16 protein-coding genes are annotated in these 17,048 nt (G+C 71.1%); 4 read left to right on the top strand and 12 right to left on the bottom strand.

Features of this window, described 5'->3' with window-relative positions; genetic code table 11:
• The first annotated feature begins 62 nt into the window (after nucleotides 1-62).
• A complete protein-coding gene (locus tag ACWD3E_RS02390) occupies nucleotides 63-440 on the top strand; it encodes a hypothetical protein (protein WP_451385663.1) in 378 nt (125 codons plus the stop codon).
• On the opposite strand, the gene ACWD3E_RS02385 is transcribed toward ACWD3E_RS02390, so the two are convergent.
• The 5 genes from ACWD3E_RS02385 to hrcA all read right to left on the bottom strand — a co-directional run bounded on the left by ACWD3E_RS02385 (nucleotide 382) and on the right by hrcA (nucleotide 4,911).
• Complete coding sequence (locus ACWD3E_RS02385; protein ID WP_451385662.1) at nucleotides 382-774, bottom strand: VOC family protein; 393 nt, start codon at nucleotides 772-774, stop codon at nucleotides 382-384. The two genes, ACWD3E_RS02390 and ACWD3E_RS02385, sit on opposite strands and share 59 nt — an antisense overlap.
• 19 nt (nucleotides 775-793) lie before the next feature.
• Entirely contained in the window at nucleotides 794-1,543 is a 750-nt protein-coding gene (locus tag ACWD3E_RS02380; RefSeq protein ID WP_451385661.1) for a 16S rRNA (uracil(1498)-N(3))-methyltransferase, read from the bottom strand.
• Nucleotides 1,540-2,613, bottom strand: coding sequence for a nitronate monooxygenase (locus ACWD3E_RS02375; RefSeq protein WP_451385660.1), 1,074 nt, complete (start codon nucleotides 2,611-2,613; stop codon nucleotides 1,540-1,542). The genes ACWD3E_RS02380 and ACWD3E_RS02375 overlap by 4 nt, the downstream gene beginning before the upstream one ends.
• A 144-nt stretch (nucleotides 2,614-2,757) precedes the next feature.
• Nucleotides 2,758-3,894, bottom strand: a complete 1,137-nt coding sequence (gene dnaJ / locus ACWD3E_RS02370) for a molecular chaperone DnaJ (RefSeq protein WP_451385659.1) — start codon at nucleotides 3,892-3,894, stop codon at nucleotides 2,758-2,760.
• Entirely contained in the window at nucleotides 3,895-4,911 is a 1,017-nt protein-coding gene (hrcA, locus tag ACWD3E_RS02365) for a heat-inducible transcriptional repressor HrcA (protein WP_451385658.1), read from the bottom strand.
• A gap of 184 nt (nucleotides 4,912-5,095) precedes the next feature.
• Between hrcA and ACWD3E_RS02360 the strand changes: the two genes are divergently transcribed.
• Together ACWD3E_RS02360 and ACWD3E_RS02355 are read left to right on the top strand one after the other, a co-directional pair.
• Complete coding sequence (locus tag ACWD3E_RS02360; protein WP_451385657.1) at nucleotides 5,096-5,830, top strand: MBL fold metallo-hydrolase; 735 nt, start codon at nucleotides 5,096-5,098, stop codon at nucleotides 5,828-5,830.
• Nucleotides 5,831-5,864: 34 nt separating this feature from the next.
• Complete coding sequence (locus ACWD3E_RS02355) at nucleotides 5,865-6,677, top strand: DUF3097 domain-containing protein (RefSeq protein WP_451385656.1); 813 nt, start codon at nucleotides 5,865-5,867, stop codon at nucleotides 6,675-6,677.
• Here ACWD3E_RS02355 and ACWD3E_RS02350 read toward each other — a convergent pair.
• The 5 genes from ACWD3E_RS02350 to lepA all read right to left on the bottom strand — a co-directional run bounded on the left by ACWD3E_RS02350 (nucleotide 6,655) and on the right by lepA (nucleotide 14,688).
• Entirely contained in the window at nucleotides 6,655-7,206 is a 552-nt protein-coding gene (locus tag ACWD3E_RS02350) for a Uma2 family endonuclease (protein WP_451385655.1), read from the bottom strand. The two genes, ACWD3E_RS02355 and ACWD3E_RS02350, sit on opposite strands and share 23 nt — an antisense overlap.
• An 82-nt stretch (nucleotides 7,207-7,288) precedes the next feature.
• Nucleotides 7,289-8,521 (bottom strand): radical SAM family heme chaperone HemW, encoded by a 1,233-nt coding sequence (gene hemW, locus ACWD3E_RS02345; RefSeq protein WP_451385654.1) that lies wholly within the window; start codon nucleotides 8,519-8,521, stop codon nucleotides 7,289-7,291.
• Nucleotides 8,522-8,570: 49 nt separating this feature from the next.
• Nucleotides 8,571-10,418: a SpoIIE family protein phosphatase gene (locus tag ACWD3E_RS02340; protein ID WP_451386480.1), complete on the bottom strand. Its 1,848-nt coding sequence runs from the start codon at nucleotides 10,416-10,418 to the stop codon at nucleotides 8,571-8,573.
• Nucleotides 10,419-10,673: 255 nt separating this feature from the next.
• Nucleotides 10,674-12,548: an AMP-dependent synthetase/ligase gene (locus ACWD3E_RS02335; RefSeq protein ID WP_451385653.1), complete on the bottom strand. Its 1,875-nt coding sequence runs from the start codon at nucleotides 12,546-12,548 to the stop codon at nucleotides 10,674-10,676.
• 265 nt (nucleotides 12,549-12,813) lie between these two features.
• Nucleotides 12,814-14,688, bottom strand: a complete 1,875-nt coding sequence (lepA, locus tag ACWD3E_RS02330) for a translation elongation factor 4 (RefSeq protein ID WP_451385652.1) — start codon at nucleotides 14,686-14,688, stop codon at nucleotides 12,814-12,816.
• A 226-nt stretch (nucleotides 14,689-14,914) separates the two neighbouring features.
• On the opposite strand from lepA, the gene rpsT reads away from it, so the two are divergent.
• Entirely contained in the window at nucleotides 14,915-15,181 is a 267-nt protein-coding gene (gene rpsT / locus ACWD3E_RS02325; RefSeq protein ID WP_360144457.1) for a 30S ribosomal protein S20, read from the top strand.
• 462 nt (nucleotides 15,182-15,643) lie between these two features.
• On the opposite strand, the gene holA is transcribed toward rpsT, so the two are convergent.
• Nucleotides 15,644-16,633 carry a DNA polymerase III subunit delta gene (gene holA, locus ACWD3E_RS02320; protein ID WP_451385651.1) on the bottom strand — a complete coding sequence of 330 codons (990 nt, stop codon included), beginning with the start codon at nucleotides 16,631-16,633 and terminating at the stop codon, nucleotides 15,644-15,646.
• An 86-nt stretch (nucleotides 16,634-16,719) separates the two neighbouring features.
• Nucleotides 16,720-16,965, bottom strand: a complete 246-nt coding sequence (locus ACWD3E_RS02315; protein WP_451385650.1) for a hypothetical protein — start codon at nucleotides 16,963-16,965, stop codon at nucleotides 16,720-16,722.
• Nucleotides 16,966-17,048: the final 83 nt, after the last annotated feature.

Below are 17,048 nucleotides of genomic sequence, written 5' to 3'. Positions count from 1 at the left end.
CTCACACGTTCGGGAACATCACCTTCGGGTGACGCCCGTCCGGTCCCGTCTACGCTGGCGCGATGCGCAGCGAACGCAGGCTCAGGCGGCTGGTCGTCGAGGACGGGACGGAGTACCGGTGGACCGTCCGGCACCGCCACGACGACGCGGGGACCTGCCAGGAGATCCTGTCGCTCCACCGGGACGGGGCCGCCACCCGGATCGTGTTCCACGGGGTCGCCGCCGGGGCGTACACGCACTCCGGGCTCGTGTTCGACGACCGCGGGCACACGGTCAATCTGCACGAGCCGGGAGTCGTGCGGGCCTTCGCCGACGCCGTGCGGCGGCTCGGCCTGGAGGCCGGTGAGGTGGACGGATGGGCCCTGCTGCCCGGTGTCGCCGTCAGCCGCGCAGGAGGAGCCACTCCTGGAGTTCCACCAGGTTGCCCTCCGGGTCCTTGAGGTGGGCGACGCGCATGCGGTCGGTCATGGGGGCCGGGCCGTGGATCAGGGTCGCGCCCCGGGTGGTGATCTCGTCGCAGTAGGTGTCGAGGTTGTCCACGCGCAGCACCACCAGGGAGCGGTGGCCGGTGGCGGTGTCGCCGAGTTCGTTCAGGACCTCGGCCATCATCGAGCGGTCCTGCAGGGCTATTCCTGCGGAGCCGGCGTGCGGGCTGAACTTCTCGTACGGCCCCTCGGTCGCCCCCGACTGCGGCTTGAGGCCGAGGGTGTCGGCGTAGAAGCGGTAGGAGGCGGCGAAGTCGGTGACGAGGAGCCGGACTTGGGCGAGTTCCATGGAGTTCCCCCGTTGTCGGTCAGGACCAGCGGCCGGTGCGTCCCAGGAGGAGGGCCGTCGCGGCGGTGCCGGCAGTGGACGTACGCAATACGGTAGGACCGAGCACGCAGGCCTGCGCGCCCGCCCCCTCGAAAAGCGCCAACTCGTCGCGGGACACGCCTCCTTCGGGCCCGACGACCAGCACGATCTCGCCCTGGTCGGGGAGTTCGGCGGTGGCGAGCGGCGCACTGTCGTGCTCGAAGTCGGAGTGGAGCACGGCGGCGAAATCGGCTTTGGCGAGAAGTGCGGCAACCTGCTTGGTCGTTGCCGCGTCCGCGACCTCCGGGAAGCGGACCCGGCGGGACTGCTTGCCGGCCTCGCGGGCGGTGGCCCGCCACTTGCCGAGGGCCTTCAGACCGCGGTCGCCCTTCCACTGGGTGATGCAGCGGGCGGCCTGCCAGGGCACGATCGCGTCGACGCCGACCTCGGTCATGGTCTCCACGGCGACTTCACCCCGGTCGCCCTTGGGCAGGGCCTGGACGACGGTGATCCGGGGCGAGGGCTCGGGCTCCTCCTCCACCGTGCTCATGCGGACGATCAGCCGGTCCTTGCCCTCGGTGCCGATCACGTCGCACACCGCGAAGCGCCCGTTGCCGTCGGTGAGGACGACCTCCTCGCCGGCCTGGAGCCGCTTCACGGAGACCGCGTGCCGCCCCTCGGGGCCGTCCAGGACGTAGTGGCCGCTGCCTTCGGCTCGGAAGTGCTCGACGACGAAGACGGGGGCCGTCATCGCGCGCCTCCGTGGGACAACGCCGCCCGGGCGTCGGCGAGTTCGGCGGCCAGCAGCTCCACCAGCTGCCCGGCGGGCAGTTCGCGGGCCATGCGGTGCCCCTGGCCCGCCCACAGCGCCATGCCCTGCGGGTCACCGGCCTTGGCGGCGGCCTTGCGCAGCGGCGAGGTCAGGTGGTGGATCTCGGGGTAGGCGGCGGGGGCGTAGCGGCCGTGCTCGCGCATGAACCGGTTGACCAGTCCGCGCGCCGGGCGGCCGGAGAACGCACGGGTCAACTCGGTGCGCGCGAACAGGGGGTTGGTGAGCGCCTGCTTGTGCAGGGGGCTGGCGCCGGACTCGGTGGTGGCGAGGAAGGCGGTGCCCAGCTGGGCCGCGCTCGCGCCCCCCGCGAGGGCCGCGGCGATCTGGCTGCCGCGCATGATGCCGCCGGCGGCGACGACCGGGATGCTCACGGCATCACGGACCTGGGCGATCAGGGACAAAAGTCCGAGGCCGGAGCCGTCGTTCTCCGGGATGTCCCGGTGGGTGCCCTGGTGGCCGCCGGCCTCCACGCCCTGCGCGATCACCCCGTCCGCACCGGCCCGCTCCACCGCGAGGGCCTCCTCGGCGGTGGTGGCGGTGACCAGGGTGAGGGTCCCGGCGCGGCGGAGGGAGTCGAGGGCGTCCCGGCTCGGGATGCCGAAGTGGAAGGAGACGACCGGCACCGGATTGTCGAGCAGGACGGCGAGCTTGGCGTCGTAGCCGTCGTCCCGTCCGCTGTCCGGGTCGCCCAGCTCGGTCTCGTACCAGGCGGCCTCACCGGCCAGCTGGTGGGCGTAGACCTCGACGGCGCCGGACTCGGCATACTCGGGCTGCGGCATGAACACGTTCACGCCGAAGGGGCGGCTCGTGAGCGCCCGCAGCTGCTTGATGTCCTGGTACATGCCGTCGGCGGTCTTGTACCCGGCGGCAAGGAACCCGAGACCACCGGCCTCGGAGACGGCTGCGGCGAGCTGCGGGACGGAGACACCGCCCGCCATGGGGGCCTGCACGATCGGGTGGGGGAAGAGATCGGTCAGTGCGGAGGACATGACCGCATGTTGTCACGTCCTTCGAACAAGTCCGAATCCACCCTTCCCCCTGGCACATGCCACTTCTTCTCGGCCGACCGAGTCGGGGGGCGGGTGGCGGGGTCCAAGGGGCGGAGCCCCTTGGACCCTAGGCCTCGCCAACGGTCAGCGACCGTTGAACGCGTCCTTCAGCCGCGAGAACAGCCCCTGCTGCCCCGGCTGGAACTGCCCCTGCGGACGCTCCTCACCGCGCAGCTTCGCCAGCTCGCGCAGCAGCCGCTCCTGCTCCGGATCCAGCTTGGTCGGCGTCTGCACCTCGACGTGCACGATCAGGTCACCCCGCCCGCCACCCCGCAGATGCGTGACACCACGGTTGTGCAGCGGAATCGACTGCCCGGACTGCGTACCGGGCCGGATGTCGACCTCCTCCAGCCCGTCCAGCGTCTCCAGCGGCACCTTCGTGCCGAGGGCCGCCGCCGTCATCGGGATGGTGACCGTGCAGTGCAGGTCGTCGCCGCGCCGCTGGAACATCGGGTGCGGCAGCTCGTGGATCTCGACGTAGAGGTCACCGGCGGGACCGCCGCCCGGCCCGACCTCACCCTCACCGGCGAGCTGGATCCGCGTGCCGTTGTCGACACCGGCCGGGATCTTCACCGTAAGAGTGCGGCGGGAGCGGACACGCCCGTCGCCTGCGCACTCCGGGCAAGGGTTCGGCACGACCGTGCCGAAGCCCTGGCACTGGGGGCAGGGCCGCGAGGTCATGACCTGGCCCAGGAAGGAGCGGGTGACCTGCGAGACCTCACCGCGGCCCCGGCACATGTCACACGTCTGGGCGGAGGTGCCCGGCGCCGCGCCCTCACCGCTGCAGGTGTTGCAGACGACCGCCGTGTCGACCTGGATCTCCTTGGTCGTCCCGAAGGCCGCCTCGTCCAGCTCGACGTCGATGCGGATCATCGCGTCCTGGCCGCGCCGGGTGCGCGAGCGCGGGCCGCGCTGCGACGCCGTGCCGAAGAACGCGTCCATGATGTCGGAGAAGTTGCCGAAGCCACCGGCCCCGAAGCCGCCCGCACCGGCCCCGCCCGACTGCGAGAGCGGGTCGCCGCCGAGGTCGTAGACCTGCTTCTTCTGCGGGTCCGACAACACCTCGTAAGCGGCGTTGATCTCCTTGAACCGCTCCTGGGTCTTCGGATCGGGGTTGACGTCCGGATGCAGCTCGCGCGCGAGCCTGCGGAACGCCTTCTTGATCTCATCCTGCGACGCGTCGCGGCGCACGCCGAGAACGGCGTAGTAGTCCGTGGCCACTTACGACTCCGCCAGGATCTGTCCGACGTACCGTGCCACTGCGCGTACCGCTCCCATCGTTCCCGGGTAGTCCATGCGGGTCGGTCCGACCACGCCGAGCTTGGCGACTGCCTCGCCGCCCGAACCGTAGCCGACCGACACGACGGAGGTGGAGTTGAGTCCCTCATGGGCGTTCTCGTGCCCGATGCGCACGGTCACGCCCGGATCCTTCGCCTCGCCCAGGAGCTTGAGGAGCACGACCTGCTCCTCCAGCGCCTCGAGCACCGGCCGGATCGTGAGGGGAAAGTCATGTCCGAAGCGGGTCAGATTGGCGGTTCCGCCGATCATCAGCCGCTCCTCGTTCTCCTCGACGAGCGTCTCCAGCAGTGTGGAGAGCACCATCGAGACCGTGCCGCGGTCCTCGGCCTCGAAGGCCTCGGGCAGGTCCTCGACCAGCCGCGGCACGTCCGTGAACCGGCGCCCCGCGACCCGGCTGTTCAGCCGCGCCCGCAGATCCGCCAGCGAGGACTCGCCGAACGGCGCCGGGCAGTCGACCATCCGCTGCTCGACCCGGCCGGTGTCCGTGATCAGCACGAGCATCACGCGCGCGGGAGCGAGCGAGAGCAGTTCCACGTGCCGCACGGTGGACCGGGTCAGCGACGGGTACTGCACGACGGCGACCTGCCGTGTGAGCTGCGCGAGCAGCCGCACGGTCCGCGCCACGACGTCGTCGAGATCGACGGCGCCGTCCAGGAAGTTCTGGATCGCCCGCCGCTCCGGCGCGGTCATCGGCTTGACGCCGGCGAGCTTGTCGACGAACAGCCGGTAACCCTTGTCGGTGGGGATCCGCCCCGCACTGGTGTGCGGCTGCGCGATGAACCCCTCGTCCTCCAGGGCCGCCATGTCGTTGCGCACGGTTGCCGGGGAGACGCCGAGGTTGTGCCGCTCGGTGAGCGCCTTCGAGCCCACTGGCTCCTCGGTGCCCACGTAGTCCTGGACGATGGCGCGCAGCACCTGAAGCCTGCGTTCACTCAGCATTCGCGCGCACCTCCAGCACGTCGTCCCTGGGCCCTTCGGGTCGTCCGCCTGGCACTCTTCGCACGCGAGTGCCAGCCTTCCCCGGCCCAGTGTACGGCTGTGGGGTACGCCCCGGGCAAGGCCGGTCCCCGCGCCACCGTGCCCGGTCCGTGTTCAGGATGACCGTTGTCGCTAGCGTCGCGGTATGACGGTGACTTGGGAAGAGGTGGAGTGGGAGCGGCTCGCCGCGGGGGTCGGACGGTGCCGGCTGCCCGGCTGGGACTGCACCGTGGGGCTGGTTCTGGGGGAGGGTACGGCGCTCTTGGTGGACGCCGGGTCGAGCCTGGCCGAGGGCGCGCGGGTGCGGGCGCGGGCGCAGGCGCTCGCGGGTCGCCGTGTGACCCATCTCGCTCTCACGCATCCGCACTTCGACCACGTCTTCGGCGCCGCCGCGTTCGCCGGCGGGTTCGCCGGGGCGGAGGTGTACGGGGCGGTGGGCCTGGACGCGGTGTTCACGTACGAGCGCGAGGAGCTGCGCCAGGACGCGATCCGCCACGGCCTGCCGCCGGCCGACGCGGACGAGGCCGTGGAAGCCCTGGCCCCTCCCCACCATCTGGTCTCGGGCGAGTGGACGCTGGCCCTGGGCGGCGGCAGGCAGGTACTGCTGGCCAACGTGGGCCCGGGCCATACGGCGTACGACCTGGCGGTCCTCGTACCGGGTGACCCGGAGGTGGTCTTCTGCGGCGACCTGGTCGAGGAGTCCGGTGAGCCCCAGGCGGGCCCGGACGCGATCCCGTCCCGCTGGCCCGACGCACTGGACCGCCTGCTGGCGCTGGGCGGCGAGGACGCGCTGTACGTGCCCGGTCACGGAGCGGTGGTGGACGCGGCCTTCGTACGACGGCAACGCGACGAGCTGGCGGCACGTTTCGGCGTGTCGTGAACGGGGGTCCGCTGCTTCTCCTATCGTCATCCGAATGCGCCAGTACTCCCCCGATCTCACCCCTCCGTGGAAGAAGCAGCAGCCCGCACCAGAGGTCCCGGCGGAGCCCGGCCTTGTGGTGGAGGAGCCCGGCACCGGCTTCTGCGGCGCGGTGATCCGCTGCGAGGCGGGCACAGTGACCCTGGAGGACCGCTTCGGCAAGCACCGGGTGTTCCCGCTGGAGCCGCGGGGCTTCCTGCTGGAGGGGCGGGTGGTGACGCTCGTACGGCCGTCTTCAGGTCCGGTGAGGCCCACCCGCACGGCCTCCGGCTCGGTAGCCGTCCCCGGTGCCAGGGCTCGCGTGGCCCGCGCCGGCCGCATCTATGTCGAGGGCCGGCACGACGCCGAGCTGGTCGAGAAGGTGTGGGGCGACGACCTGCGCATCGAGGGCGTGGTCGTGGAGTACCTGGAGGGCGTGGACGACCTGCCGTCGATCGTCGCCGAGTTCGCGCCGGGCCCGGATGCGCGCCTGGGCGTCCTGGTGGACCACTTGGTCCCCGGCACGAAGGAATGGCGCATCGCGGAGTCGGTGACGAGTGAGCACGCGCTGGTGGTGGGCCACCCGTACATCGACATCTGGGAGGCGGTGAAGCCGGCCTCACTGGGGATCGCCGAGTGGCCTCGCGTGCCGCGCGGGGAGGACTGGAAGACGGGGGTGTGCCGGGCGCTGGGGTGGCCGTCGGAGAACACCGGGGCGGTGTGGCAGGCGATTCTGAAGCGGGTGGGTTCCTACAGGGACCTGGAGCCGGAGTTGCTGGGACGGGTGGAGGAGTTGATCGATTTCGTCACGGGTAGCGGTGGGGCCTGACCTTCTCGTAGGTGGCGAATTCGCTGGTGTCCAGTTCGATGCCGATGGGCTCCAACCGCGTGAGGTCGCCGAACTTGGTGATCCGCTGACGCCGGTAGTCCGCGTCCTCTCCGGTGCCCACCGGCTCAGTGAGCAGTACGCACTGCGCCATGACGGGGTCGGTGATCAGGTAGGCGGGGAGCTTTGCCGCCGCATAGATCGAGCGCTTGACGCGGTAGTCCCGGTGGGCACTGGAGCCGGACACGACCTCGAGCAACATGCTGACCGCTCCGGCGGGCATCACCCCGTGATCCGGCCCGCTTCCACGCTCGGTCACCACAAGATCGGGCACGACCAGGCCGCCCGCAGGGATCATGTCGACGTATTGGTTCTGGAGCCGTCTCCACCGCTCTCGCGGAATCTGGTCCTGCACCTCCGTGACGATCAGGTTGTGCACCAGACCAGCGTTCGGCGTCATCCAGATCTCCCCCCTGAGGAACTCGGTCCTGACGCCTTCGGGAGGCTCGAACTCCTCCAGGAACTTGAGCATCCGCTGATCATTCACAGCACCACCATAGGAAGCGGTACAGGCACCGAAGTCGGGTTCACCACCGATTCACCCGCTGGAGTGATCAGTCCACCAGGTCCCGCACCACCGCATCCGCCAGCAGCCGCCCCCGCAGTGTCAGCACGGCCCGCCCCTCCTCGTACGGCCCTTCCTGGAGGAGCCTCTCCGCCAGCGCGCGCCGGGATGCCGCAAGCCCCGCCTCCTTCAGCAAGGACAGCGGCGCCCCTTCCCGCAGCCGCAGCTCCAGCAGGATCCGCTCCACCCGGCGGTCCTCGTCCGACAGCAGCTCACGCCCGGCCCCCGGCGACCGCCCCGACGCCAGCGCCGCCGCATACGCCCCCGGATGCTTGACGTTCCACCAGCGCACCCCGCCCACGTGCGAGTGCGCCCCGGGACCGGCCCCCCACCAGTCGGCCCCCCGCCAGTACAGCTCGTTGTGCAGGCAGCGGGCGGATTCGGAGGTGGCCCAGTTGGAGACCTCGTACCAGTCGAAGCCCGCCGCCGAGAGCACCTCGTCCGCGATCAGGTAGCGGTCGGCGTGGACGTCGTCGTCGGTCATCGGGACCTCGCCCCGGCGGATGCGGCGCGCCAGCTGCGTGCCCTCCTCGACGATCAGCGCGTAGGCCGAGATGTGGTCGGGGCCCGCGCCGAGGGCCGCCTCCAGCGAGGCCCGCCAGTCGTCGTCCGACTCCCCCGGCGTGCCGTAGATCAGGTCCAGGTTGACGTGCTCGAAGCCGGCCGCCCGCGCCTCCGCCACGCACGCCTCGGGGCGGCCCGGGGTGTGGGTCCGGTCGAGGATCTTCAGCACGTGCTGCTTGGCGCTCTGCATGCCGAAGGAGATGCGGTTGAAGCCGCCCTCCCGCAGGGCCGAGAGGTAGGCCGGGTCGACCGACTCCGGGTTCGCCTCCGTGGTGATCTCGGCGTCCTCCGCCAGGCCGAACTCCTCGCGGATCGCGCCCAGCATGCGTACGAGATCGTCCGCCGCCAGCAGCGTCGGTGTGCCGCCGCCGACGAACACCGTGCGGACCTGGCGGGGGTCGTCGCCGAGCACCTTGCGGGCCAGGCGGATCTCGTCGGTCAGGGTGTCCGCGTAGTTGTCGCGGGAGGCCAGCACTCCGCCCGTGCCGCGCAGCTCGGTGGCGGTGTAGGTGTTGAAGTCGCAGTAGCCGCAGCGGGTCGCGCAGTACGGGACGTGGAGGTAGAACCCGAGGGGTCGATGGGGCGCCCCGGCGAGCGCGGAGGCGGGCAGCGCGCCGTCGTCGGGGACGGGCTCGCCGTCGGGGAGTGCGGAAGGCATGTCCTCCATTGTCCCGCACCGCGACCGTTGCCCGGCTACGCCTGCTCCGCTACTCCGCCTGGAGCACCAGCAGCGCCAGGTCGTCCTCCGGCAGGCCCCCGCCGAAGTCGTGCACCAGGGTCCTGATGCGTTCCGCGATCAGGTCGGCGCTCAGGCCCGCGCAGCCGGACAGGGCGCGTGCGAGCCCGTCGCCGTCGTCGAACTGGCGGGGCCCGGAGCGGCGCTCGGTGACCCCGTCGGTGACGCACAGCAGGCTGTCGCCGGGCCGCAGTTCGAGGGTCTCGCTGGTGTAGGTCTCGTCCTCGACCACACCGAGCAGCGTCTGCGGCCGGGCGGCGGTGCGCACCGTCCCGTCGGGGCTCAGCACCAGCGGCAGCGGGTGGCCGGCGGAGGCGAGGGTGCAGCGGACCCCGCCGTCGTCCAGGGGGGCCAGCTCGCCGTAGAGGAGGGACAGGAAGCGGGTCTGCGGGCCGTCCCCGGGGGGCACCGCCCGGCCGCCGGCGGCGACGAGGGCGCGCGCGGCGGCGTCGGCGGCCTCGGTGGCGTCGTCCAGGAGGAGCTGGTTCAGCCGGTCGAGCACGTCGGCGACCCCGTAGCCCTCGCGGGCCAGCAACCGCAGCCAGGGCCGGGCCAGCCCGATGACGACGGCGGCCTCGGGGCCCTTGCCCTGTACGTCGCCGACGGCGAAGCACCAGCGGCCGTCGCCCGCCGGGAACAGGTCGTAGAAGTCGCCGCTGGGGCCGCCCTTGTCGCAGGGCTCGTAGACGAGCGCGCTGCGCACCCCGGGGATCTCGGCGACCGCGCCGGGCAGCAGGCCGCGCTGCAGGACGGCGCTGATGGTGGCCTGGCGGGCGTACTGGCGGGCCGCGCCGATGGCGAGCGCGACCCGGCGGCTGAGGTCCTCCACCAGCCCGGTGATCTCGTCGGGGAAGCGCAGCAGCCCGCACCGGCCGATGACCAGCGTGCCCAGCGGCCGGCCGCCGGCGATCAGCCGGTACGCGAGCGCGCTGCCGTCGGCGCCCTGCGGGCCGAGCGCGTCGCCGGGCCAGGGGTACGGCTCCGGGCCCGAGCGCAGCCCGTCGCGCGGGCACGGCGGCTCCTTCTCCAGGGCGCGGCGCAGCTCCTCGATGCGGGACTCGCTGGCGTGCCAGACCCGGGCGGGGCCGTCCGGGCCGGCGACGCCGCGCACGGACGCCTCGTCCTCCAGCCACACCGCGCACCAGTCGGCGAGCCGGGGCACGAGCAGCTGGCCGGTGAGGGCCGCGACCAGGTTCTCGTCCAGCTGTCCGGCGAGCAGGTCGGAGGCCTCGGCGAGGAAGGACAGCGCGCCGCGGCCGAGCCAGTCCCGGTCGCTGCCGGGGCGCTGCGGCTGCGGGGCGAGGTCCTCGGCGACCGCCAGGCTCTGCTCCGGGGCGGGGCCGTCCGGGCCGGCGACGCCGCCCGGGGGCAGCCGGGCCCACACCGTCTTCGCGCCGGTGCGGTAGGTGACGCCCCAGGACTCGGCGAGGGTGGCGACCAGGCGCAGGCCGCGCCCGAACTCGGGGGTGTCGCAGGGCACCTCGCCGCCGGCCGGGTCGCGCGGGGCGCGGGAGGGGTGCAGGTCGCCGACCTCGACGACGAACGCGCCGGTGTCCTCCAGGCTCCAGGCGACCTCCACCTCGGTGCCGGCGTGGACGACGGCGTTGGTGACGAGTTCGCTGACGACGGCCATGGCGTCGTCGACGAGCCGGGTCCCGCCCTCGGCGCCGAGGAGCCCGCGGTCGGCCCACTCGGCGAAGGCGGCACGCACGAGCGCACGGGCGGCACCCGGCGCGAGGGGGCTTCCGGGCAGGCCGGCACGCCCGCTCCCCCCACTGGCGCGGTCCTCGGTCTCCCGCTGCGTCGGTATGGCCGCCATGTCCATGCGGCCAGCGTGACAGACAGGGGGCGCGTATAAGCGGGGAGTTACCAAACCGGCCAGCGAAGGACGAGAACTGTGCTACGGGAGTGATCCCAGACGGACACTTTCGAGCGAGGTTGGACCGAAGCCAGCCAAAGGGGCGCGGAACTGTGCCTGATATGCGGCTCCGCCGCGTGGGGCGCGAGCAGCCGCCGACAGCCCGCAGCCGCCGACGGCCCCCGCGCCTCCTGTGAGACCGCGCTACGACAGGGTCTAGGACTCCCTCGTCCCCGCGTACATCTCGTCGATCAGATCCTTGTACTCCCGCTCCACCACCGGCCGCTTCAGCTTCAGGCTCGGCGTGATCTCGCCGTGCTCGACGTCGAGGTCCCGCGGCAGCAGCCGGAACTTCTTGATCGTCTGCCAGCGCTGCAGCCCCTCGTTGAGCTGCTTGACGTATCCGTCGACCATCTCGACCGTCTGCTGAGCGGCCACGACCTCGGCGTACGGCTTGCCGTCCAGGCCGTTCTCCTTGGCCCACTGGAGGATGGCGATCTCGTCGAGGGCGACGAGCGCGGTGCAGTAGTTCCGGTCGGCGCCGTGCACCAGGATGTTGGAGACGTACGGGCACACCGCCTTGAACTGGCCCTCGACCTCGGCGGGGGCGACGTACTTGCCGCCGGAGGTCTTGATGAGGTCCTTCTTGCGGTCGGTGATGCGCAGGTAGCCGTCGGGCGAGAGTTCGCCGATGTCGCCGGTGTGGAACCAGCCGTCGGACTCCAGCACCTCGGCGGTCTTCTCGGGCTGCTGGTGGTAGCCCTCCATGATGCCGGGGCCGCGCAGCAGGATCTCGCCGTCGTCGGCGATGCGGACCTCGGTGCCGGGCAGCGGCTTGCCGACCGTGCCGGTGCGGTAGGCCTCGCCGGGGTTGACGAAGGAGGCCGCGGAGGTCTCGGTGAGGCCGTAGCCCTCCAGGATGTGGATGCCGGCGCCGGCGAAGAAGTAGCCGATCTCCGGGGAGAGCGCTGAGGCGCCGGAGACGCAGGCGCGCAGCCGGCCACCGAAGGCCTCCCGGAGCTTGGAGTAGACGAGGGCGTCGGCGACCTTGTGCTTGGCGCCGAGGCCGAACGGCACGGAGGAGGTGCCGGTGCGCCGGAAGTTGTCCTGGCTCACCTTGGCGTACTCGCGGGCGACCTCGGCGGCCCACTGGAAGATCTTGAACTTGGCCCCGCCGCCCGCACGGGCCTTGGCGGCGACACCGTTGTAGACCTTCTCGAAGATGCGCGGCACGGCCGCCATGTACGTCGGCTGGACCACCGGAAGGTTCTCGATGATCTTGTCGGCGCGGCCGTCGACGGCGGTGACGTGCCCGACCTCGATCTGCCCGGAGGTGAGCACCTTGCCGAAGACGTGCGCGAGCGGCAGCCACAGGTACTGCACGTCCTCGCCGCTGATCAGCCCGGTCGCGGCGATCGCCTTCGCCATGTACGCCCAGTTGTCGTGCGGCAGGCGCACGCCCTTGGGGCGGCCGGTGGTGCCGGAGGTGTAGATGAGGGTGGCGAGCTGCTCGCGGGTGAGCGCGCCGACCCGTTCCTTGATCAGCTCCGGGTGCTTCTCCAGGTAGGCGGCGCCGCTCTGCTCCAGCTCGGCGAGGGTCGTCACCCAGTCGTTCGTCTCGACGCCGGCCGGGTCGACGACGACGACCTTGGTGAGGTTCGGCAGCTCGGCGCGCGTCTGAAGGGCCTTGGCGAGCTGGGCCGCGTCCTCGGCGATCAGCACCCGGCTCTCGGAGTCGGAGAGGATGAACGCCGACTCGTCGGCGTTGGTCTGCGGGTAGACGGTCGTGGTGGCACCGCCCGCGCACATGATGCCGAGGTCGGCGAGGATCCACTCGACGCGGGTCGAGGAGGAGAGCGCCACCCGCTGCTCCGGCTGGATGCCCAGTTCGATGAGCCCGGCCGCGATCGCGTACACCCGCTCGGCTGCCTGGGACCAGCTCAGCGACTTCCAGTCGTCGGGGCCCTGCCCGGAGGCAGGCGGTACGGGGTAGCGGTATGCCTCGGCGTCCGGTGTGGCCGCCACGCGCTCCAGGAAGAGGGCCGCCACGGACGGCGGACGGTTCTCGATCAGGGTCTGTGTGTCGCTCACGACATCCTCCGGGGGCCCGCGACGGTGCGGCTGGCTCAAGTGCGGCTGGGTTGACTCACGGGTGTGGGGGTGGGACAGCTTGTTTAACTCGCGAGTAACTATCGAGCAGGGATCAGGGTAAGCGTCGACCGGCCGCTGCGTAAGGGGCATCGGCCTGTCACTTTCGACGGAGCGCGAAGCTACGTATGCGTAGAGGCCCGCCGCGCTTTCGCACGACGGGCCCCTGTCTGCCCGGTTTGCGGGCGTCACCAGTTGTTACCTCTGGTTACTTCTTGCCCTTGGCCGAACTCGCGCTGTCATCGCTGGAGAGGACGGCGATGAAGGCCTCCTGCGGAACCTCCACCGAACCCACCATCTTCATGCGCTTCTTGCCTTCCTTCTGCTTCTCCAGCAGCTTCCGCTTACGGGAGATGTCACCGCCGTAGCACTTGGCGAGGACGTCCTTGCGGATGGCACGGATGGTCTCGCGGGCGATGACCCGGGAGCCGATGGCGGCTTGGATCGGCACCTCGAAGGCCTGCCGCGGGATGAGCTCGCGCAGCTTGGCGACGAGCCGCACCCCGTACGCGTACGCGGCGTCCTTGTGGGTGATCGCCGAGAAGGCGTCCACCTTGTCGCCGTGCAGCAGGATGTCGACCTTGACCAGGCTGGAGGTCTGCTCGCCGGTGGGCTCGTAGTCGAGGGAGGCGTAGCCGCGGGTCTTGGACTTCAGCTGGTCGAAGAAGTCGAAGACGATCTCCGCGAGGGGCAGCGTGTAGCGGATCTCGACGCGGTCCTCGGAGAGGTAGTCCATGCCTAGCAGGGTGCCGCGCCGGGTCTGGCACAGCTCCATGATCGAACCGATGAACTCGGTGGGCGCCAGGATGGTGGCGCGCACGACCGGCTCGTACACCTCACCGATCTTCCCCTCGGGGAACTCGCTCGGGTTGGTGACGATGTGCTCGCTACGGTCCTCCATGACCACGCGGTAGACCACGTTGGGGGCGGTGGCGATCAGGTCGAGCCCGAACTCGCGCTCCAGCCGCTCCCGGATCACGTCCAGGTGCAGCAGGCCGAGGAAGCCGACGCGGAAACCGAAGCCGAGGGCGGCGGAGGTCTCCGGCTCGTAGACGAGCGCGGCGTCGTTGAGCTGGAGCTTGTCCAGGGCCTCGCGCAGCTCCGGGTAGTCGGAGCCGTCGAGCGGATACAGACCGGAGAAGACCATCGGCTTCGGGTCCTTGTACCCGCCGAGCGCTTCGGTCGCCCCCTTCGCCTGGCTGGTGACGGTGTCACCGACCTTCGACTGGCGGACGTCCTTCACACCCGTGATCAGGTAGCCCACCTCGCCGACGCCGAGGCCGTCGGCCGGGAGCATCTCGGGTGAGTTGACGCCGATCTCCAGCAGCTCGTGGGTGGCGCCGGTCGACATCATCCTGATGCGCTCGCGCTTGTTGAGCTGGCCGTCGATGACACGGACGTACGTCACGACACCGCGGTAGGAGTCGTAGACCGAGTCGAAGATCATCGCGCGGGCGGGCGCGTCGGCGACGCCGACCGGGGCCGGGATCTCCTTGACGACCTTGTTCAGCAGCGCGTCGACACCGAGGCCGGTCTTGGCGGAGACCTTCAGCACGTCGGAGGGGTCGCAGCCGACGAGGTTCGCCAGCTCCTCGGCGAACTTCTCGGGCTGGGCGGCCGGCAGGTCGATCTTGTTCAGCACGGGGATGATCGTGAGGTCGTTCTCCATCGCCAGGTAGAGGTTGGCGAGGGTCTGCGCCTCGATTCCCTGGGCGGCGTCGACGAGGAGGATGGTGCCCTCGCACGCGGCCAGCGACCGCGAGACCTCATAGGTGAAGTCGACGTGCCCCGGGGTGTCGATCATGTTCAGGATGTGCGTCGCGCCCTGGTCGGGCCCCTCCGTCGGGGCCCAGGGCAGACGCACCGCCTGGGACTTGATCGTGATACCGCGCTCGCGCTCGATGTCCATCCGGTCGAGGTACTGAGCACGCATCTGCCGCTGCTCGACCACACCGGTCAGCTGGAGCATCCGGTCGGCGAGCGTGGACTTGCCGTGGTCGATGTGCGCGATGATGCAGAAATTGCGGATCAGAGCCGGGGCGGTACGGCTCGGCTCGGGCACATGGTTAGGGGTCGCGGGCACGCAGGGTCCTGTCTCTTGAGGCGCCTTATGCCTCGGGTCGGATCTATACGTTGTCTCCATGGTCCCACGGAGAGCGAGCGGGGACCGTTTTGGGCTGCCCCCGGGGCCACTGGTAATGTAGAGCGCTGTGTCTCATGCCCTCTCAGCAAGAGGCACAACTGGAAATTTTTGAACCAGCGGTACGGGACCCGAGCGGCCCCGCACCAGAACCTGAAAAGGCTCATTCGTGGCGAACATCAAGTCCCAGATCAAGCGGATCAAGACCAACGAGAAGGCTCGGCTGCGCAACAAGGCCGTCAAGTCCTCCCTGAAGACCGCGATCCGCAAGGCCCGTGAGGCTGCTGCCGCGGGTGACGTCGAGAAGGCCACCGAGCTGCAGCGCGCTGCCGCGCGTGCGCTCGACAAGGCCGTCTCGAAGGGCGTCATCCACAAGAACCAGGCCGCCAACAAGAAGTCGGCGCTGGCTTCCAAGGTCGTTTCCCTCAAGGGCTGAACCTCCTTCTGATCTGACCGCCGGAAGGACCCAGAGCGGGCCCTCTCTCATCCGCTCCCGTCCGGCACCCCAGAGCCTGTTCGCGGCCTGCGTTCGCCACGCGGGAACGGGCTCGCCAGCTTGATCCGAAGGCCCTGCCTCCACCCTTCCCCAGGGCGGGCGGCGGGGCCTTCGGCATGCACGGAGTCCGTCCGACGCCGACCGCCCGCCCGCGCCCTCCGCCGTGCGGCGGTGCACGGTCACCACGTGCCCGAGGTACGGCCGGTACGGCTGTACGGCTGCACGGCTGTACGGAATTGCGGCCGGTACCGGTGTTCGGCTGGTGCCGGTGTTCGGCACGTACCGAAGTACGGCCGGTACCGAAGGCCGGTACCGAAGTACGGCCGGTACCGATGTATCGCCGGTACCCGTGTTCGGCCGGTGCCTACGATTCCCCGCGCCCGCGGTTCCCCAGCGGCCGGATCAGCCCCGACCCCTGGAACGCGCGGCCCGGGCGATCGTCACGACCGCCTTCTCCAGGGCGTACTCGGGGTCGTCGCCGCCGCCCTTCACGCCCGCGTCGGCCTCGGCGACCGCCCGCAGGGCCATCGCGACCCCGTCCGGGGTCCAGCCACGCATCTGCTGCCGCACCCGGTCGATCTTCCACGGCGGCATGCCCAGCTCCCGCGCGAGATCGGCGGGACGGCCGCCGCGCGCCGAGGACAGCTTGCCGATCGCCCGGACGCCCTGTGCCAGCGCGCTGGTGATCATCACCGGTGCGACCCCGGTCGCCAGCGACCAGCGCAGTGCCTCCAGCGCCTCCGCCGTACGCCCCTCGACCGCCCGGTCGGCGACCGTGAAGCTCGACGCCTCGGCCCGCCCCTTGTAGTACCGGCCGACGACGGCCTCGTCGATCGTCCCCTCCACGTCGGCGACGAGCTGCGACACCGCGGAGGCCAGCTCCCGCAGATCGCTGCCGATCGCGTCGACCAGCGCCTGGCACGCCTCGGGCGTGGCCGATCGCCCGAACCCGCGGAACTCCCCTCTCACGAACGCCAGCCGGTCCGCCGGCTTGGTCATCTTCGGACAGGCCACCTCCCGCGCACCCGCCTTGCGCGCGGCGTCCAGCAGTGCCTTGCCCTTGGCGCCACCCGCGTGCAGCAGCACCAGGGTGATCTCCTCGGCGGGCGACCCGAGGTACGCCTTCACGTCCTTGACCGTGTCGGCCGAGAGATCCTGCGCGTTGCGTACGACCACGACCTTGCGCTCGGCGAAGAGCGACGGGCTGGTCAGCTCGGCGAGCGTGCCGGGCTGCACCTGGTCCGGGGTCAGGTCCCGTACGTCCGTGTCGGCGTCGGCGGCCTTGGCGGCGGCCACCACCTCCTGCACGGCACGGTCGAGCAGGAGGTCCTCCTGGCCCACGGCGAGCGTCACGGGGGCGAGAGGGTCGTCATTCGCAGTCTTTCTGGCCATCGCTCAAAGCATCCCACGCGGCACTGACAACGAACCGGCCGCGGACCCTGACCGGTCCCCGAGCGTCCCCGGAGTCCGTCTCGGGGTCACGGCTCCTCGCGCCAGCCGTCCCACTCCCCCGCGAACTCGTCCAGCTCCGCCGGGTCCAGCAATTCGTTCTCGTCCCGCAGGACGACGAGCCACTGGGCGTCCTCGGCGTCGTCCTCGCCGGCCAGGGCGTCGCGGACGATCCGGGGCTCCTCGTTGACGCCGAACCGCTCCCCGAGCGCCTCGGCGGCCTCCTCGGCGGCCTCGCGGTCGGGCAGCACCAGCACGTGTCTCACATCGCTCACGGGCCCATTCTCCGGCACCGCACGAGCGCCGAACGGACAGGTCAGCCCTTGGTACGCTCTGCCGGCTGACGGTGAGGCCGGCA

This window comes from Streptomyces sp. NPDC002676 (assembly GCF_053592455.1).
Note: the sequence above shows the minus strand (reverse complement) of the source record. Positions and strands in the feature narration are given on the sequence as shown.

What these genes read in the sequence shown, in the direction of transcription:
- ACWD3E_RS02390 (WP_451385663.1), top strand. Translation starts at nt 63, where the DNA reads ATGCGCAGCGAACGCAGGCTCAGGCGGCTGGTCGTCGAGGACGGGACG.
- ACWD3E_RS02380 (WP_451385661.1), bottom strand. Translation starts at nt 1,543, where the DNA reads ATGACGGCCCCCGTCTTCGTCGTCGAGCACTTCCGAGCCGAAGGCAGC.
- hrcA (WP_451385658.1), bottom strand. Translation starts at nt 4,911, where the DNA reads ATGCTGAGTGAACGCAGGCTTCAGGTGCTGCGCGCCATCGTCCAGGAC.
- ACWD3E_RS02350 (WP_451385655.1), bottom strand. Translation starts at nt 7,206, where the DNA reads ATGCTCAAGTTCCTGGAGGAGTTCGAGCCTCCCGAAGGCGTCAGGACC.
- hemW (WP_451385654.1), bottom strand. Translation starts at nt 8,521, where the DNA reads ATGCCTTCCGCACTCCCCGACGGCGAGCCCGTCCCCGACGACGGCGCG.
- ACWD3E_RS02355 (WP_451385656.1), top strand. Translation starts at nt 5,865, where the DNA reads ATGCGCCAGTACTCCCCCGATCTCACCCCTCCGTGGAAGAAGCAGCAG.
- holA (WP_451385651.1), bottom strand. Translation starts at nt 16,633, where the DNA reads ATGGCCAGAAAGACTGCGAATGACGACCCTCTCGCCCCCGTGACGCTC.
- ACWD3E_RS02385 (WP_451385662.1), bottom strand. Translation starts at nt 774, where the DNA reads ATGGAACTCGCCCAAGTCCGGCTCCTCGTCACCGACTTCGCCGCCTCC.
- ACWD3E_RS02375 (WP_451385660.1), bottom strand. Translation starts at nt 2,613, where the DNA reads ATGTCCTCCGCACTGACCGATCTCTTCCCCCACCCGATCGTGCAGGCC.
- ACWD3E_RS02360 (WP_451385657.1), top strand. Translation starts at nt 5,096, where the DNA reads ATGACGGTGACTTGGGAAGAGGTGGAGTGGGAGCGGCTCGCCGCGGGG.
- ACWD3E_RS02340 (WP_451386480.1), bottom strand. Translation starts at nt 10,418, where the DNA reads ATGGCGGCCATACCGACGCAGCGGGAGACCGAGGACCGCGCCAGTGGG.